Origin of the sequence: Micromonospora sp. NPDC049282, from assembly GCF_043197045.1 — a bacterium.
In the GTDB taxonomy this organism is placed as follows: Bacteria; Actinomycetota; Actinomycetes; order Mycobacteriales; family Micromonosporaceae; genus Micromonospora.
In genome coordinates this window covers 191,627-209,061 of record NZ_JBICSL010000005.1, presented here as the reverse complement: position 1 = coordinate 209,061, position 17,435 = coordinate 191,627, and the positions used below count along the sequence as shown (strand labels likewise).

Below are 17,435 nucleotides of genomic sequence, written 5' to 3'. Positions count from 1 at the left end.
GTACTGCCAGTCGGCGCCGGACCCGGGCGGGCTCGGCCGGTCGGCGCCGGACCCGGGCGGGGGCGGCCAGTCGCGGTCGGGCTCCGGCTCCGGGCGCAGCGACGGCCACCGCGACCAGCCGGCCAGCAGGGTGTACGTGACGGCCGCGCCGAACGCCGCGAGCAGCAGGTTGCCGTGCGGCACGGGCAGCGGGCCGAACCAGTCGACCCCACCGGCGCGCAGGTCGGCGGGCTTGGTGAAGTCGGTGCCCGGCGGCGCGGTGTCCACCAGCCGCCGGAACGTGGCCAGCCCGATCCGGCGGCCCACCTGCCAGGCCACCACGGCCGCGCCGAGGCCGCCCAGGGTGGCCGCGAGCAGCCCCACCGGGCCGCGCCGCCGGCGCAGCAGCACCCACAGGGCGATGGCGGAGAGGGCCCCGAAGCCGAGCGCGAGGAGGCTGAACCAGCCGTCGGCCGCGATCGGTTGTTCCGGCTGCGGAACCGCGTAGACCGCGCCGTCCGGGGTCTGCCGCACCGGCGTGCCCGGCGCCAGCCACGCCCAGAGCAGGCCCAGCGGCGCGCCGAGCACGGTGAGCAGCGCCGTCACGCCGAGGGTCGTCGCCACCGACCGCCCGCCGCCCGGACGCGCGACGGCCGTCGTGCCCGGCGACGGCGCGAACGGGTCCGGACGGCCCGCCCACGGTTCGGCGCCCGGCACCCACCCTGTCGGGCCCTGGTGACCGGCGGGCCGGTCCGCGCCGGGGGCCCGCTCCAGCGGAGGCCCGGGTGCGGCGGGCAGGGCATCGGCCCCGGCCGGGGACGCCTCGGCGGAAGGTCGGTCGGCCGCGCCGGGACGGTCGGCGGTCCGCTCGGGATCAGGGGTGTCCGGGCTCACCCGGTGATCCTCTCAGGCCCGGGCACCGCGTGGGGTGGTGGTCGGCGGTCAGCGCGCGAACGGCTCCAGCATCATCGCGGACGCCTTGAGCCAGGCGGTGCGGGTCTCCGCCTGGAGCTGGGGGTATTCGATCGAGGAGCCGGTCTCCAGCGCCGGGTCGTAGGGCACCACGGCGACCGCCCGGGTGCGGGTGGCGAAGTGCCGCTCCAGGTCGTCCTGCAGCGCGCTGCGTCCCGCGGTCGGGCAGGAGATCAGCGTGACCGCGTTGTCGGCCAGTTCACCCATCCCCACCTCGTGCAGCAGGTCGAGCATCCAGTCGGCGCTGAAGGCGGCGTCCTCGCGCGGCACGGTGGTCACCACCAGCTGGTCGGCCGCCTGCATGACGGTGCGCCAGTTCGGGCTCTCCACGTTGTTGCCGGTGTCCACGCAGACCACCTCGTGGGTGCGGCGCAGCAGCTCCAGCACCCGCTTGACGGTGAACTGGTCGAGCCGCTGGGCGAAGCGCGGGCTCTCCTCGCCGGCCAGCACGTCGTACGAGCCGTCGGAGGCGTGCCGCAGGTAGTCGTCGAGGTGGGACAACAGGGTGTCGCCCTCGAGGATCTCGATCTGCGCGAGATCCTGGACCAGGTGACGGATGGTGCGGGCGTGCCGGGCGCTGCCGGCGCGCAGGCCGAGCGTGCCCCGCAGCTCGTTGTCGTCCCAGGCGAGCACGCCGCGCCCGCGTACGCTGCCGACGCTGGCCGCGGCCAGCACGGTGGCGGTGGTCTTGTGCACGCCGCCCTTGGGGTTGGCGAAGGCGAGCACCCGGGGGGTGCCCAGCTCGCGGCGGAGCACACCGGTCGCCCGTTCCAGCTCGGCGTCCGGCTCCGCGGCGCGCCACCGCGCCCGCGCCGCGTCGACCCGGCCCGGTCGGGCCTCCACCGGCCGGCGCGGGGCGGGCACCACCGGTTGCTCCGGCGCCGGCGGGATCTCCGGCCGGTAACGGCCCCGGTCCAGCAGCGCGTACCGGGACTCCGGCGGCGGCGCCGTGGGGCGGTAGCCGCCGTCGAGAAGGGAGTATCGCGACTCGACCGGCGCCTCGGCCCGTCCGCGCGGGTCCGGGTCGGCCCGCCAGGACGGCTCGGCCCGGGGCTCGATCGCCGGTTCCGCGACGTAGGACGGGTCGGCGCGCCACGCCGGCTCGGCCCGCGGCTCGGGCGGGTAGGACGGATCGGCGCGCCAGGACGGCTCGGCCACCGGCTCCGGGTCGGCGCGGTACGCCGGTTCCGCCCGGTAGGCCGGCTCGCCGTCGTAGCGGGGGTCGGCGCGGAACGCCGGGTCCACCCGGAACGTGGCCTCGGCCCGGTAGCCGGGCTCGGCGCCGTACGACCCGTCGGCGGCCCGGCCGACCGCGGCGGCGCGCCCGGTCCAGCCGGCGCCGGCGCCCCGGCGGGGCAGCGGATCGGGGGGCGGCACGAGGCTCTCCTCGGCGCGCCGGTCGGCGTCGGTCTGCTCCGCGCCGCGACCGCCGAGCCGGGCCCGGTCGAGCAGCGCCCGCCACCGCGGTGCCGGCTCACCCTGCCGACCCCAGCCGGTCTCGCTGCCGTCCAAGGATTCGCCCTCCCCCAGCCCATCGATCTCCGCCTGACAGGCTACGAACGAAACCCTATTCGGACCACTCCCCGCGCCGCACATCGCCCGGTGGCCCTCCTCACCGTGGCACCCGGCGAACAACCGCGTGCCCGGGCGTCTCAGGAGGTGGGAGCGGGATTGGGCGGCCCGGACCCGGCGACGCGCGGCCGGCCGGTCGGTGAAGGCGCGCTCACTGTCGGTGCGGCTTCCGACGAATCGCCCATTCCGCCACCCGCGCCCGGCCCGGCGTCGGCCGGCGGGCGGGCCACGTCGCGCTGCTCGGGCAGCGGCGGGGTGAACACGGTCCGGTCCAGCCGGGTCACCTCCGGCGCCGGGTCCACCACCCGTACCCCCGGACGCCCGGCGAGCGCGCGCAACGCGTCCGGGGCGCCGCGCACCACGGCGGCGTAGACGCAGGCGCACCCGGCCCGGTAGCCGGCCGCCTCCCGGGCCGCGACCGCCGCGCCGGTGTCGTACCGCCGGCGCAGCTCGGCATCGGCGGCGGCCGTCGGGGCGGCGGCGCGGGCCCGGTAGTCCGCGGCCTCCCGGTCCTTGCGACCGGCCACCTCGGCCATCCCGCCGACCACGTCGTCGGGCAGCCGCAGCGCGGCGATCCGGACGATCTCGGTCTGCCGGCCCGGCAGCGGCACCCGCGCGACCACCGCCGACACCGACGTGCCGGCCAGCGTGGTCGCCACCCGGGCCGGCGTCAGATAGGCCGCGAACGAGACCAGGGCGTAGCCGTCGGGCGCGTCGAGCCGGGCCAGCTCGTCGCCGGCGGCCCCCAGGTAGGCCGGCACGGCCGCGCCGTCGGCCACCCCGACGCGGGTCACCTCGCCGACCGTGCGGTCGCCCACCGGCCGGTCCCGCCGCTGCGCCCCCGCGACCACCAGCACCACAAGCGCGCACCCGAGCGCCAGCCAGCTCAGCACGGCGGAACGGGACCGGCGCGGCGGCACGGCGTCGTCACCCACGGTCAGTCGCGCAGGTTCTCCAGCGCCCGGGCCAGGTCGTCCGGGTAGTCGCTGACGAACGTGACCTCCTCGCCGGTGCGCGGGTGCCGGAAGCTCAGCGAACGGGCGTGCAGCCACTGCCGGGCCAGCCCGAGCCGGGCCGACAGGGTCGGGTCGGCGCCGTAGGTCAGGTCACCCACGCAGGGGTGTCGCAGCGTCGAGAAGTGCACTCGGATCTGGTGCGTCCGCCCGGTCTCCAACCGCACGTCGAGCAGGCTGGCCGAGGGAAACGCCTCGATCGTGTCGTAGTGGGTGATGCTCGGCTTGCCGCCGGAGACCACCGCCCAGCGGTAGTCGTGGTGCGGGTGCCGGTCGATCGGCGCGTCGATGGTGCCGCGCAGCGGGTCCGGATGGCCCTGCACCACGGCGTGGTAGCGCTTCTCCACCTCGCGTTCCTTGAAGGCCCGCTTCAACGCGGTGTAGGCCAGCTCGCTCTTGGCCACCGCCATGACCCCGGTGGTGCCCACGTCGAGCCGGTGCACCACGCCCTGCCGCTCGGCGGCGCCGCTGGTGGAGATCCGGTGACCGATGCCGGCCAGCCCGCCGATCACGGTCGGGCCGGTCCAGCCGGGGCTCGGGTGCGCCGCCACCCCGACCGGCTTGTCCACCACCACGATGTCGTCGTCGGCGTAGACCACGGTCAGGCCGGGGACGGCCTGCGGCACCACGGTCGGCGGGGCGGCCGGCGCGGGCAGCGTGACCTCCAGCCAGGCGCCGGCCTTGACCTTGTGCGAGTTGGCCCGGGCCACGCCGTCGACGAGCGCGTCACCGGCGTCCACAAGCGCCGCCGCAGCGGTGCGGGAGAGCCCGAACAGCCGGGACACGGCCTGGTCCAGCCGCATGCCGTCGAGGCCGTCCGGGACCGGCAGGGACCGCTGGTCGCCGCCGGTGGCGTACGCGGGAGTCATGCCCGCTCCCGCTCGTCGGCCGGGGCGGCGGCGGCGGTCTCGGCGCGGGCCCGGGAGCCGTCGCGCTGCCGGCCGGTCAGCTCCAGGAAGACCGCCAGCACCACCCCGCAGCACAGCGAGCTGTCGGCCAGGTTGAACACCGGGTAGTACTCGCCGTACGGGCCGAACAGGCTGATCATGTCGACCACGTGGCCGACGAAGTGACCGGGGGCCCGGAAGATCCGATCGGTGAGGTTGCCCAGCGCCCCGCCCAGCACCAGGCCCAGCGACACCGCCCAGGGCAGCGAGCGCAACCGCAGCGCCATCCAGGCGATCCACCCGATCACCGCGAACGTGATCAGCGGGAAGATCCAGGTGTGGTCGGAGCCGATGCTCCAGGCGGCGCCACTGTTGCGGGTGAGGGTGAAGTAGACGGCCCCGCCGAGCACCGACACCGGCTCCCGGCCGGGCAGCTCGCTGAGCGCGAGCTGCTTGGTGCCCAGGTCCGCCAGGAGCGAGACGAGGGAGACGCCGAGCAGCAGCGCGGCCGCCCTGCGGCGGGGCGTGCCGGCGCCCGTCTCGGTGGTGCCGGACCCGGCGGGCGGTGCTGCGGTCATCTGCTCCCCATCGACGCTCGCGACGGTGGCGGTCACCGTCTGCCGTTCGGCCGCCGGGGAACGGACGTCAGCGCCGCTCCTCCAGCTGCTTGCAGCTCACGCAGAGGGTGGCCGACGGGAACGCGGCGAGCCGCTCCACCGGGATCGGGTTGCCGCACCGCTCGCACCAGCCGTAGCCACCCTCGTCGAGCCGCTCCAGCGCGCGCTCGACCTGCGTGATCCGCTCCTTGATGCTGTTGGCGAGTGAGATCTCCTGCTCGCGCTCGAACGTCTTGGTGCCGGTGTCGGCCTGGTCGTCCCCGGCCGAGTCGGTCAGCCGGTCGCGCTGCAGCTCGGTGATCTCGCTCAGCGTCTGATCGTACTCGGCGTTGAGTTCGTCCCGCCGTGCCGCCAACGCGGCCCGGATCTTCTCGGTCTCCGCCGCGCTGCGGGTGGCCTTCGCCACCGGCTTGCGACCGGCGGTCCTGGTGTCGGCTGGCTTCGCCATCGTCAGCTCCCTCAGCCGCGTGGCGCGGCGGTCAACGGTACGTGGGCAGGGGGCAGCGGCGTGTCCCCCGCGAACGGAACGGGGCACGCGGCGACCTCGCCGCGCACTCCGGAGGTTGGCAAGAATACGGAACGTACAGGCGTCCGACAACGTGCCGCACCGTCGCTCCGTGTTTCCGCCGTCAACTGCCACCAATCGGGGCAAAGGGAACGCTAGCAGATCAGCCGGTCCGGTCCTCGCCGTACTCCCCAAACCACCGGGCCAGGCGACCCCGCCGGCTGACCGCCCGCAACCGGCGCTCGGCGGCGTCCCGCACCCCGGCCGTGGCGACGATGAGCAGGCTGTCCCCCACCTTCAGCCGGGTGTCCGGACCGGGCACGAAACCGACGCCGTCGCGCAGCACCAGCGTGACCACGGCGCCGACCGGCAACCGCAGCTCGTCCACGTGCACCCCGGCCAACCGGGAGCCGGACGGCACCTCCAACTGGAGCAGGTCGGCCCGCATCCGCTCCAGCGGGGCGGTCTCCAGCAGGATCTCGCTCGCCTCCGCCGGCGCGGTCACCCCCAGCCGGCGGGCCGCCGGGGCGAGCGTGCCGGCCTGGAGCAATGTGAAGATCACCACCAGGACGAAGACCGCGTCGAAGAGCCGGTCCGCGCCCGGCACCCGAAGCGAGAGCGGAATGGTGGCCAGCACGATCGGCACCGCGCCGCGCAGCCCGGCCCAGGAGAGGAAGAGCTGCTCGCGCGGGGAGACCCGGAACAGCAACGCGGAGACCGCCACCGACAGCGGCCGGGCGAACAGCAGCAGGGCCAGCCCGGTGATCACCGCCGGCAGCACCGCGGCGTCCAGCCGGCTCGGCGAGACGAGCAGGCCCAACAGCACGAACAGGCCGATCTGGGCCAACCAGGCCAACCCGTCGGCGAAACCGAGGATCGCCTGCCGGTGCGGGAGGCGGGAGTTGCCCAGCAGCACCCCGGCCACGTAGACCGCGAGGAAGCCCGAGGCGTGCAGCGCCGAGCCGGCCGCGTACGCCAGGACGGTGAAACCGACCACCGCGATCGGGTAGAGGCCGGCCGACGGCAGCGCGGCCTGGCGCAGCGCGTACCGCCCGGCCAGCCCCACGCCCACCCCCACCGCCGCGCCGACCCCCAGCTCGTAGCCGAGCAGCAGCACCTCGTACCACCAGGCGTGGGCGGCCTCCACCCCGGCGCGGGACAGCAACAGCACCAGCAGGACCACCGGGGCGTCGTTCATCCCGGACTCGGCCTCCAACGTGGCCACCAGGCGCGGCGGCAGGCGCAGCCGGCGCAGGGTGGCGAAGACCGCCGCGGCGTCGGTGGAGGAGAGCACCGCGCCGTAGAGCAGGGCCAGCCGCCAGTCCACGCCGAGCAGCAGATGCACCACCACGCCGACGACCGCGATGCTGACCACCACGCCCACCGTGGAGAGCGCGGCGGACAGGCCGAGCACCGGCCGCAGCAGGCTCCACCGGGCGCTCAGCCCGCCCTCGGCGATGATCACGATGAGCGCGCAGAAGCCGAGCACCCGGGTCAGCTCGACGTCGTCGAACCTGATGCCCAGGCCGGCCTCGCCGATGAGCACGCCGAGCGCCAGGTAGACCAGCAGGCTGGGCACGCCGAGCCGGGTGGAGAAGCGCACCGCGCCCACCGCGACCAGCAGCACGGCGGCGCCCACCAGCAACGCGAGGTTCAGCCCCGGGGTCATCGCCGAGCGGCCCGCCGGTCGGTCACCCGGCGCTGCCGTCGCGCAACCGACGCAGCACCTCGGGCAGCCCGTCGGCCGGACGCTTGACCAGGAAGAGCTTGTCCCGGCTGGCCGCGCCGGAGCGCAGCGACACCGCCGCCGGCCGGATGCCGAGCGCGTCGGCCAGCGCCCGCCGGGCCGCCTCGGTGGCCCGGCCGTCCACCGCCGGCGCGTGCACGGCGACGACCAGGGCGGGACCGTACGGCCCGTCGAACCGGCCGCCGACCCGGGCACGGGCCGCGCCGGGCTTCACGCGCACCGCGACGGTGAGCGGGGCGTCGGCGAGCGTCATGGTCAGCGGGGCCGCGCGTCGCCGAGCAGAGTGGTGGCGGGGGCGCAGTGGGCACACGGGGTGAACCCGAGCCCGACCGCCTCGGCCACCGGCAACGGCTCGTCCAGCCGGCCCACCAGGTGCGGGCAGTCGTCCAGGTGGAAGCGTGGGTGGCCGTCGACCACCCGGACCTGGTCGGACAGTCGCGCCAACCGGGCCACCTGCCCGGCGGAGACGAACTCGGCCGGCGGGTCACCGTCGAACGGGCCGTCCGGCGCCGGCGAGGTGGGCGCCGGCTCGGCCACCGGCGAGTACGGCTCGGCCACCGGCGAGTACGGCTCGGCCACCGGCGAGTACGGCTCGGCCACCGGTGACCCGGGCGGTTGCCGCCACCCGGGTCCACCGGCGCCGACCGTGGACGTGTGGTGCGGGACCGGGCTCACCGGCTCGTCCTCGGACGGGCCGGCGGGTGCGGTCCGGAAACGCGGGCCGGCGTCCCGACCCGCCGCGGCCCGGGTCGCGGCCGCCTGGCGGGCGAACGCGATGAAGGCGACGGCGGACAGCAGGCTGGCCGCGATCGAGACGATCAGCAACGGGCTGGACCCACCGGCCAACCCGACCACCAGCAGCACGACCGCGACGAGGATGAGCAGGAAGCTGGCGGCTATCACGGCTCACCCCCGGCCGCGTCGTGTCGGTCTGGTGGGGTCGGTGGCCGTCACCGGGACGGCCACCGACGCGGGATCAGCGGCCGGACTCGAGCGAGCCGCCGCGGCCGCCGCCGTAGGAGCCGGCGAGGCCGGCGGTGGCGAGGCCGTTGCTGCCGCCGGCGGCACGGGTGCCCTCGGCGCCGCGGTTCATCTCGACCTCGAGGCCCTGGCCGCGACCGTCGAGGTCACGCAGCTGGCTCTCCAGGTAGGCCTTGAGGCGGGTGCGGTACTCGCGCTCGAACTGCTTGAGCTCCTCGATGTGCTTCTGCAGCGCGGTGCGCTTGGCGTCCAGGCCGCCCATGGCCTCCTGGTGCCGCTGGCGGGCGTCCCGCTCCAGGGCGTCGGCCTTGGCCCGCGCCTCGCGGGTGACCTCCTCGGCCTTGGACCGGGCCTCGGAGAGCAGGCTGTCGGCCTCGCGCCGGGCGTCGGAGACGTGGTCGTCGGCGGTGCGCTGGGCCATCATCAGCACGCGCAGCGCCTGCTGCTCGCCGTCCCCGGTCACGCCCGCGGGGCCGCCCTGGGCGCGGACCTGCTCCAGCTCCGACTGCATCGCCCGGGCCGCCTGCTCGGCGGCCGCCTTGTCGCGCTGCACCCGGTCGAGCTGGGCCTTGACGTCGTTGAGCTCCGCCGCGAGCCGGGCGTCGCCGCCGGGGCCGGCGGGTGCGCCACCCCGACCGCCGCGCTCCACCTGGGCGCGCAGCTCGTTGTTCTCCTCGATCAGACGGGCCAGCTCACGCTCGACCTCGTCCAGGAAGGCGTCAACCTCCTCCTCGTCATACCCCCGCTTGCCGATCGGCGGCTTTTTGAAGGCGACGTTGTGGACGTCGGCCGGGGTCAGCGGCATCGAAACTCCTCGGGTCAGTTGCGGCCGCGAAAGCGCTCTGGTCAGGCGAACGCCACGATCAGGCGCTGTAACACGAACTCCATCAGCACGAACAGGATAACCAGGAGCACAAGGGAAGCCAGGTCGATGCTCACGGTACCAATTCGCAGTGGTGGGATCACACGCCTCAACGCGCGCAGGGGCGGATCAGTGACGCTCCACACGACTTCCAGTCCCGCCGATGCCCCCCGCCCCGGTTGCCACCGGCGACCGTAGGCCAGCACGGCTCCGAGGACAAATCGGGCCAAAAGGATAAGCAGGAAGAAGTAGAGCAGCAGATAGAGCACCTGGAACAGGATCGACAACACGGCAGGCGACGTCCCTCGGTCGTGCGTGGTTAGCTCAGACTGAAAAAGCCGCCCTCAGCGATCTTGGCCTTGTCCTCCGCGGTGACCTGGACGTTGGCCGGTGAGAGCAGGAACACCCGGTTGGTCACGCGCTCGATCGTACCGCGCAGCCCGAACGCGAGCCCGGCGGCGAAGTCGACCAGTCGGCGGGCGTCCGCCTCGTCCATCTCGGTGAGGTTGATGATCACCGGCACCCCGTCCCGGAAGTGCTCGCCGATGGTCCGCGCCTCGCGGTAGGTGGTCGGGTGCAGCGTGGTGATCTGGTAACGCTGCTCGTCCTCCGGGGCCACCGCCCGCTCGCGCGGCGAGGCCTGCGGCGCCAGGGCGAGATTGTCCCGGGTGTGGTAGGTCAGCGCGCCGGACGTCTCGCCGGCCGAGGACCGGGTGATCGACCGCACGCTGGCGCGCTCGGCGCGCTCCGGGCGGTCGAGGCGCTCGGCCTCGGACCGGTCGGTGTCGACCCCGCGGCTGGTGGCGCGCTCGGACAGCCGACCCCGGTCGCCGGTCCGGGTCCGGGGTGCCGGCGGCTCCTCGGACTCCTCGTCGTCCTCGTCGGCGAACTCCTCGGCGTACCGGCTCGACCGGTAGCGCGAGTCACGGTAGCCACCCTTGTCGTAGCCACCGTCCTCGTACGCCCGCTCGTCGTCCTCCTCGACGAGACCGAGCCAGACCCCCGCCTTGCGCAGTGCACCCATCCCCGCGCCCTTCCGTCCGCCGTGCGGCACGCGCCCCCGTGCCGTGTCGCTTGATCACGAGTGGACGATCATGCCCACCGGACCGGATCGGCAATCCCCTGACGCGCGGTTCGCGGCCCGCACGCCACGGCCCCCGGCCAGGGGAACGCCGTCCTGAACAACACTGATGTAATTTGCTTCCGTCGCGGCCAGGCTACCCCAGCGTGGGGCGCATTCCGAGCAACGCGCTGCCGACGCGGACATGTGTCGCGCCGTGAGCGATCGCGCTCTCCAGGTCGCCGCTCATCCCCGCCGACAACGCCGTCGCACCCGGATGGTCGGCCCGCAGCCGCGCCGCCACCTCGGCCAACCGGGCGAACGCCCGGTCCGGTTCCGCGCCCAGCGGGGCCACCGCCATCAGGCCGGCCAGCCGCAGCCCGGCCGCCCCGGCGACCGCCGCGGCCACCAGGTCCAGGCCCCGCTGCGGGTCGGCCACGCCCGGCAGCGCCCCGCCCCGGGCCGGGTCACCGTCGATGCTCACCTGCACCAGCACGTCCAACGGCCGATCCCGGACGTCGGAGGCGGCGGCGTCCAGGGCGGCGGCCAGCCGGACGCTGTCCACCGACTGGACCACGTCGGCGTACCGGACGACCGAACGGGCCTTGTTGCGCTGCAGCTGGCCGATGAAGTGCCAGCGCGGCGCCGCTCCCGCGCCGGCCACCGCCGCCGCCTTCGGCGCCGCCTCCTGGTCCCGGTTCTCCCCCACGTCGGTGACCCCGAGCCCGGCCAGCGCGACCACGTCGGCGGCCGGGTAGGTCTTGGTCACCGCCACCAGGGTGACCTCGTCGGGGTCCCGGCCGGCGGCCGTACAGGCGTCGGCGACCCGGGCCCGCACCCGGGCCAGGCCGGCCGCGAGTTCAGCACGACGCTCGGGTCGCACCACGGTGGGTGAGTCCGTCATCGGCGCGGCTCAGGACCCGTTCTTGAGGAAGTCGGGCACGTCGACGTCGTCGAAGAGCACCCGGCGCGACGGCTGCTGCGGGGCCGGCATGGTGGCCGGCGGGCTCACCGGCGCGCTCGGCTGGGTGGGCGGGTTCTGGTTGCTCTTGCGCGGCGGCTCGACCGCCTTGTAGGCCGGCGTGCCCCCGTCGAAGCCCGCCGCGATCACGGTCACCCGCACCTCGTCGCCGAGCGCGTCGTCGATGACCGCGCCGAAGATGATGTTGGCATCCGGGTGGGCCGCGTCGGTGACCAGCTGCGCCGCGTCGTTGATCTCGAACAGGCCGAGGTCTGAGCCACCGGCGATGGAGAGCAGCACGCCCCGCGCGCCGTCCATGCTCTGCTCCAGCAGCGGGCTGGAGATGGCCGCCTCGGCCGCCTCGACCGCGCGGTTCTCGCCGCGGGCGCTGCCGATGCCCATCAGCGCGCTGCCGGCGCCGCTCATCACGCTCTTCACGTCGGCGAAGTCCAGGTTGATCAGACCCGGCGTGGTGATCAGGTCGGTGATGCCCTGGACACCGGAGAGGAGCACCTGGTCCGCGGTGCGGAAGGCGTCCATCATCGAGATGTTGCGGTCGCCGAGGGCGAGCAGCCGGTCGTTCGGGATCACGATGAGGGTGTCGCACTGGTTGCGCAGTTCCTCGATGCCCGTCTCGGCCTGCACCTGCCGGCGCTTGCCCTCGAACGAGAACGGCCGGGTGACCACGCCGATGGTGAGCGCGCCGAGCTTGCGCGCGATGTTCGCCACCACCGGCGCGCCGCCGGTGCCGGTGCCGCCACCCTCGCCGCAGGTGACGAAGACCATGTCGGCGCCCTTGAGCACCTCCTCGATCTCGTCGCGGTGGTCCTCGGCGGCGTTCTTGCCGACGTCCGGGTTGGCGCCGGCGCCCAGCCCGCGGGTCAGCTCCCGGCCCACGTCCAGCTTGACGTCCGCGTCGCTCATCAGCAGCGCCTGCGCGTCGGTGTTGATCGCGATGAACTCGACGCCCTTGAGCCCAACCTCGATCATCCGGTTGACGGCGTTCACGCCGCCACCCCCGATGCCGACGACCTTGATGACCGCCAGGTAGTTGTGCGGAGGTGTCATCTCCGGTCCTTTCCCTTCGAGATTGGCATGGGCCGACCCCACACGGCTTGGCCGGACCAGAGGAGAACCCTCACCCTCTACTAGAGGCTTAGAGTTATGTCAACCACTGATCTCTTCGGGGCAACGTATGCGCCGCCGCGCCAGGAGCCAAGGACCCTTTCCGGCGTGTCGCCGTCCGAGCGACCGGCGACACACCGGACACTCCCTGACTGACCGGTCACTGGAACGTGACCACGTCCGGGGCGCTGACGTCGATCCGGTCGGCCTCGCGCGGCAGCAGGGCGGTGGCCACCGTGGACTTGTCCGCGCTGCGCGAGGCGTCGCCCCAGAAGATCTGCCGGTCGCCGCGCAGCACCAGCGTGATCCGGGCCAGCCCGGCCACGTCCACCGCGACCAGCTCGGCACGCAGCTTCGCACCGAGCGCGGCCAGCACCGTCAGCCCGGCCCGGGTGCCCGGGTCGTCCGGGCCCGGCGCGGCGACCCGGACGAGCGGCAGCCCCGCGGGCGCCCGGTCCGCACGCTGGAAGACCACGCCGGCGGCGTCGACGACGGCGAACCGCCCACCCTGCGGCACCGCCGCCACCGGCACCCGCTCGACCACCCGGATCACCAGCGCCCCCGGCCAGTCCCGCTCCACCGTGGCCCGGGCCACCGGCGGCAGCGTGCCGACTCGGCGGGCGGTCGCGGCCAGGTCCACCCGGGCCAGCGGGGTGTCGTCCGGCACCGCCGCCGCGTCCCGGATCTCCACCGGCGTGACCAGTCGAGCGCCGACCACCCGCACCTCGCGGACGCCGAACAGGCCGGTGCCGAGCATCGTCCAGGCGACCAGAGCGGCGACCGCGACCACCGCCGCGGCCACCGCCCAGGGCAACGCGGCCCGCATCCGCCGCTGCCGGGCCCGCGCCATGAAACGGCGGGTCGACGGCGGCACGGCGTCCGCGCCGGCCCGCACCAGCTGCCAGCGCCGGACCGGGTTGCGCCGGCCCGCCCCGCCGTCCTGGCCGGGGGTGCGGCCGCGGGCCGGGCCGGGGCTCATCCGGCGGTGGTCGCCGCGCCGTCCGGACCGACGCCAGCGCCCAGGGCCGTGACGCCACCGGTACGCGCCAGCAGCGCGTCCAGCAGCTGGTCACCCATCAACGAGATCGGCGGGGCCCCCATGGTCACCACCACGTCGCCGGCGCGGGCCCGGCCGGCCACCTCGGCCGGCACGTCGTCCCACGAGTCGACGAAGACCTTCCGCTCCGCGGGCAACGGCACCGCCTCGACCAGCGCGGCCGACCCCTCACCGGGCTTGCGCGGCTCACCGGGGCCGAAGACCTCCAGCAGCACCAGCTCGTCGGCGATGCCGAGCGCGGCGGCGATCTCCGCCTGCAGGTCACGGGTGCGGTAGAGCCGGTAGGGCTGGAAGACCACGATCAACCGGCCGTCGCCGGCCACCTCGCGCAGCGTCTGCAGGGCCAGCGTCATCGACGTCGGGTGGTAGGCGTACTCGTCGTAGACCAGCACCCCGTCGGCGACGCCCTTGCGCTCGAAGCGCCGCCGCACGCCGGGGAACGCGGCGAGCGCGGCCTCCGCGGCCGCCACCGGCAGCTCCAGCAGGTACGCGGCGAGCACCGCCGCCGCGCTGTTCAGCGCCATGTGCCGGCCCGGGACCGGCAGCCGGATCTCGCCCAGCGCCCGGCCCTCGACCTCGGCCAGGTAGCGCACGCCCTGCGCCGACGAGGTCACGTCACTCATCCGCAGGTCCGCGTCGGCGGACTCGCCGTACGTCCAGACCCGACGGCCCTCCGCCCGCAGCGTCTCGGCCAGCCGCCGTCCACCGGCGTCGTCGGCGCAGGTGATGACGAAGCCGTCCGGGTCGGTGAGGCGGGCGAACTCGGCGAACGCCGCCTCCAGGTTGGCCAGGTCGCCGTAGGTGTTGAGGTGGTCCGCCTCGGCGTTCGTGATGATCGACAGGTACGGGCGGTAGATGAGGAAGGAACGGTCGCTCTCGTCCGCCTCGACCACGAAGTGCTCACCGGTGCCGTGGTGCGCGCCGGAGCCGACCTCGGAGATCTCGCCGCCGATGACGAAGGACGGATCGGCGCCGGCCTGCTGGAGCACCATGGTGACCATCGACGTGGTGGACGTCTTGCCGTGCGTGCCGGCCACCGCCACCGTGCGGCGGCCGGTCATCGCGGCGGCGAGCGCCTCGGAGCGGTGCAGCACCCGCAGGCCCCGCCGGCGCGCCTCGACCATCTCCAGGTGGTCCTGCGGGATGGCGGTGGAGTAGACGACCGTGTCCACCCCGTCGAGGTTGGCCGCCTCGTGACTGGAGTGGATCGTCCCGCCCAGCGCCCGCAGGCCGGCCAGGGACGGCCACTCCCGCAGCTCACTGCCGGAGACCGGCAGGCCACGGGTGAGGAAGAGCCGGGCCAGCCCGGCCATCCCGACCCCACCCACCCCGATCAGGTGGATCCGGCCCAGGTCCTCCGCGGTCATCGTGCCGGCGGGCGTGAACTGCGCGGTGTTCATCTCAGGTACCTTCCCGTCGCGACGCCCGCCATCAGCGGGCCACCGCCTCGTAGACGAAGTTCAGCAGGGCCACGTCGCCGTCGCGGCGGCCGTAGCCGGCCGCGGCGTGGCTCATCGCCCAGAGCCGCTGCGGGTCCCGGATCAGCGGGATCACCGTGTGCTCCACCCAGGCCGGGGTCACCTCGGCGTCGTCGACGAGCAGCCCGCCGCCGGCCTCCACCACGGGCAGCGCGTTGCGCTTCTGCTCCTGGTTGCTGTGCGGGTAGGGCACGTAGACCGTGGGCAGGCCGATCGCGGCCACCTCGGCGCAGGTCATCGCGCCGCCGCGGCCCAGCATCAGGTCGGCCGCCGCGTAGCCGAGCTCCATCTCGGACAGGTAGGGCAGCGTCACGTACGGCACCGGCAGGTCGGTGGGGACGGAGACCGGCTCGTTGCGGGCGCCGATCACGTGCAACACCTGCACGCCGTTGCGGGCCAGCTCCTTGGCGGCGCCGGAGACGGCCAGGTTGATCGACCGGGCGCCCTGCGAGCCGCCGGCCACGAAGAGCACCGGCAGGTCCGGGCGGAGCCCGAAGTGCGCCCGGGCGGCGTCGCGCAGGGCCGCCCGGTCCAGGCCGGCGATGCCGCGGCGCAGCGGCACCCCGACCACCCGGGCGTCGCGCAGCGCCTCGGCCTGCGCCGGCTGGTGCGGGAAGCCCACCGCGACGTTCTTGGTGAACTTCATGCCGAGCCGGTTGGCCACCCCCGGCGGCACGTTCACCTCGTGGATGACGATCGGCAGGTCGCGACGCCACGCGGCCAGGTAACCGGGCACCGAGACGTACCCGCCGAAGCCGACCACGGCGTCGGCCTGGACCTCGTCGATCACCTTGCCCGCCGCGCGGGCCGCCGTCCACATCCGGCCCGGGGTGCGCACCAGGCCCATGTTGACCGACCGGGGCAGCTGATAGGCCGGGATCTGCCGCAGGTCGTAGCCGGCCGGCGGGATCAGCTCGTTCTCCAGCCCCTTCGGGGTGCCGAGGCAGGTGATGCGGACGCTCGGGTCGTGTCGGCGCAGGCAGTCGGCGAAGGCGAGCAGCGGGTAGATGTGCCCGCCCGTACCCCCTCCGCAGAGCACCACCGAACGCAGCGGACCCATCAGCGTCTCCTCTCGCTCGCCGAGCCGGCGCGTGTCCGGTCGGACCGGACGCCGCGGGCCGCGGCCTGATCGTCCTGCCGACGCTGGCGGGACCGGGGCACGGGCCCTCGGTCCGCCGGTGGCGGCGCCGGTCGGCGGCGCCGGCCGGGAAGCGGCGGCAACGGGGCCCACACTAGTCGGACCCATCGGGCCGGCGGACGGGCGTGCAGCGCCCGGGCCGCGTCCGGCTCGGCACGGGCGAAGGAGGCGAGCATGCCGATCGCGGCCAGCGTCACCACCAGCGCGCTGCCGCCGTCGGAGATGAACGGCAGCGGTACGCCGGTCAGCGGCAGCAACCCGGTCACCCCGCCGATGTTGATCACGGCCTGACCGACCAGCCAGGCGGTCACGCCGGCGGCGGCGAGGCGGCGGAACGGGTCCTCCACCCGGCGGGCGATCCGCATGCCGGTGTAGGCGAGCACGGCGAAGAGCACCAGGATCACGGTGCAGCCCACCACGCCCAGCTCCTCGGCGACGATGGCGAAGATGAAGTCGTTGTGCGCCTCGGGCAGCCAGCCGTACTTGAAGCTGCTCTGGCCCAGCCCGACGCCGAACCAGCCGCCGTTGCCGATCGCGTAGCGGGCCTGGATGAGCTGGTAGCAGTTCTCCAACTCCTGGTCGAAGCAGGTCTTCGGCGAGGGCGGGTCGAGCCACATGGTCAGCCGGCCCAGCCGGTAGTTGTCCGCGTCGCGGGAGCCGGAACCGGCACCGAGCGAGGCCACCGCGACCAGCAGGCCGATGCCGACCAGGCCGATCGCGGAGAGCGAGGCGAAGACCCGGCCCCGCACGCCGGCCGCCCACAGCAGGCCCACCACCAGCGCCATCAGGCAGAGCATGCTGCCCAGGTCGTTGTAGCCGACGAGCACGAAGAGCAGACCGACCACCGGGAACAGCGGCGTGGCCAGCTCCCGCCACCAGCCCAGCGCGGCTCCCTTGCGGGCCAGCACGTGCGCGCCCCACAGCACCAGCGCGAACTTGGCCACCTCGACCGGCTGGAGCGAGATCGGCCCGAGGTAGAGCCAGAGCAACTCCGCCCGCAGCGGCCCGATCGACTTGACGCTGAACAGCGACTGGAGCGCGACCAGCAGGTTGAGCAGGAGCAGCAGCGCCACCGCCACGCCGAGCGCCGGGCGGCTCACCGCCCGGAAGGTGCGCGCCGGCAGCCGCTGGCAGGCCCAGAACGCGCCCACGCCGATCACCGCGAACACGGCCTGCTTGGTCAGCGAGGCCGCCGCGTCGTCCTCCAGCACGTAGTCGCGCACGCTCGTCGCGGAGAAGACCATGGTGAGGCCGATCAGCAGCAGCAGGCCGGCGCTGGAGAGCAGCAGGTAGTACGACGCCAGCGGCCGGGCCAGCAGGCCGCGCAGCGCGGCCAGCCCACCGGCCGGGTCCCACCGGGTCGCGTCGGGCTGCGGATCGGCCGTCGGCGTGGCCGCGGGCGCGCGGCGAGCCGGCGGGTCGCTGGTGACCTGGATGTCTCGTCCCTCCCCCACCCGCCCATCATGGCGGCTCGACCCGCC

The 17,435-nt window shown here is 74.7% G+C and carries 17 protein-coding genes and 1 pseudogene; all 18 read right to left on the bottom strand.

Features of this window, described 5'->3' with window-relative positions:
- Positions 1-21: 21 nt before the first annotated feature.
- Positions 22-873 (bottom strand): annotated as a pseudogene (locus tag ACGFI2_RS11950) (DUF2567 domain-containing protein); the annotation flags it as partial.
- 48 nt (positions 874-921) lie between these two features.
- Positions 922-2,463: an ATPase gene (locus ACGFI2_RS11945; RefSeq protein WP_393514628.1), complete on the bottom strand. Its 1,542-nt coding sequence runs from the start codon at positions 2,461-2,463 to the stop codon at positions 922-924.
- Positions 2,464-2,603: 140 nt separating this feature from the next.
- Entirely contained in the window at positions 2,604-3,458 is an 855-nt protein-coding gene (locus ACGFI2_RS11940; RefSeq protein ID WP_393514625.1) for a hypothetical protein, read from the bottom strand.
- A 2-nt stretch (positions 3,459-3,460) separates the two neighbouring features.
- The gene (locus ACGFI2_RS11935; RefSeq protein ID WP_393514622.1) at positions 3,461-4,405 is read right to left on the bottom strand and encodes an RluA family pseudouridine synthase; all 945 of its coding nucleotides are present in this window, start codon (positions 4,403-4,405) and stop codon (positions 3,461-3,463) included.
- A complete protein-coding gene (gene lspA / locus ACGFI2_RS11930) occupies positions 4,402-5,001 on the bottom strand; it encodes a signal peptidase II (protein ID WP_393514619.1) in 600 nt (199 codons plus the stop codon). The genes ACGFI2_RS11935 and lspA overlap by 4 nt, the downstream gene beginning before the upstream one ends.
- A gap of 67 nt (positions 5,002-5,068) precedes the next feature.
- Positions 5,069-5,488, bottom strand: a complete 420-nt coding sequence (locus ACGFI2_RS11925) for a TraR/DksA C4-type zinc finger protein (RefSeq protein ID WP_091268039.1) — start codon at positions 5,486-5,488, stop codon at positions 5,069-5,071.
- A gap of 220 nt (positions 5,489-5,708) precedes the next feature.
- Positions 5,709-7,214 (bottom strand): potassium/proton antiporter, encoded by a 1,506-nt coding sequence (locus ACGFI2_RS11920; RefSeq protein WP_393514616.1) that lies wholly within the window; start codon positions 7,212-7,214, stop codon positions 5,709-5,711.
- A gap of 22 nt (positions 7,215-7,236) precedes the next feature.
- Entirely contained in the window at positions 7,237-7,545 is a 309-nt protein-coding gene (locus ACGFI2_RS11915; RefSeq protein WP_393514613.1) for a DUF167 domain-containing protein, read from the bottom strand.
- Between the two features lie 2 nt (positions 7,546-7,547).
- On the bottom strand, positions 7,548-8,195 hold the full coding sequence (locus ACGFI2_RS11910) for a hypothetical protein (RefSeq protein ID WP_393514611.1): 648 nt from the start codon (positions 8,193-8,195) through the stop codon (positions 7,548-7,550).
- 73 nt (positions 8,196-8,268) lie between these two features.
- The gene (locus tag ACGFI2_RS11905; protein WP_393514608.1) at positions 8,269-9,078 is read right to left on the bottom strand and encodes a DivIVA domain-containing protein; all 810 of its coding nucleotides are present in this window, start codon (positions 9,076-9,078) and stop codon (positions 8,269-8,271) included.
- A 41-nt stretch (positions 9,079-9,119) separates the two neighbouring features.
- A complete protein-coding gene (locus tag ACGFI2_RS11900) occupies positions 9,120-9,425 on the bottom strand; it encodes a YggT family protein (RefSeq protein WP_393514605.1) in 306 nt (101 codons plus the stop codon).
- A gap of 29 nt (positions 9,426-9,454) precedes the next feature.
- Positions 9,455-10,159 (bottom strand): cell division protein SepF, encoded by a 705-nt coding sequence (locus ACGFI2_RS11895; RefSeq protein ID WP_393514602.1) that lies wholly within the window; start codon positions 10,157-10,159, stop codon positions 9,455-9,457.
- A 193-nt stretch (positions 10,160-10,352) separates the two neighbouring features.
- Positions 10,353-11,099 carry a YggS family pyridoxal phosphate-dependent enzyme gene (locus ACGFI2_RS11890; RefSeq protein ID WP_393514599.1) on the bottom strand — a complete coding sequence of 249 codons (747 nt, stop codon included), beginning with the start codon at positions 11,097-11,099 and terminating at the stop codon, positions 10,353-10,355.
- A 9-nt stretch (positions 11,100-11,108) separates the two neighbouring features.
- Positions 11,109-12,224, bottom strand: coding sequence for a cell division protein FtsZ (ftsZ, locus tag ACGFI2_RS11885; protein ID WP_393514596.1), 1,116 nt, complete (start codon positions 12,222-12,224; stop codon positions 11,109-11,111).
- Positions 12,225-12,441: 217 nt separating this feature from the next.
- On the bottom strand, positions 12,442-13,260 hold the full coding sequence (locus tag ACGFI2_RS11880; protein WP_393514593.1) for a cell division protein FtsQ/DivIB: 819 nt from the start codon (positions 13,258-13,260) through the stop codon (positions 12,442-12,444).
- On the bottom strand, positions 13,257-14,738 hold the full coding sequence (gene murC, locus ACGFI2_RS11875; RefSeq protein WP_393514590.1) for a UDP-N-acetylmuramate--L-alanine ligase: 1,482 nt from the start codon (positions 14,736-14,738) through the stop codon (positions 13,257-13,259). The genes ACGFI2_RS11880 and murC overlap by 4 nt, the downstream gene beginning before the upstream one ends.
- A gap of 31 nt (positions 14,739-14,769) precedes the next feature.
- On the bottom strand, positions 14,770-15,876 hold the full coding sequence (locus ACGFI2_RS11870) for a glycosyltransferase (RefSeq protein WP_393514587.1): 1,107 nt from the start codon (positions 15,874-15,876) through the stop codon (positions 14,770-14,772).
- Positions 15,876-17,291 carry an FtsW/RodA/SpoVE family cell cycle protein gene (locus ACGFI2_RS11865; protein ID WP_393514984.1) on the bottom strand — a complete coding sequence of 472 codons (1,416 nt, stop codon included), beginning with the start codon at positions 17,289-17,291 and terminating at the stop codon, positions 15,876-15,878. The genes ACGFI2_RS11870 and ACGFI2_RS11865 overlap by 1 nt, the downstream gene beginning before the upstream one ends.
- Positions 17,292-17,435: the final 144 nt, after the last annotated feature.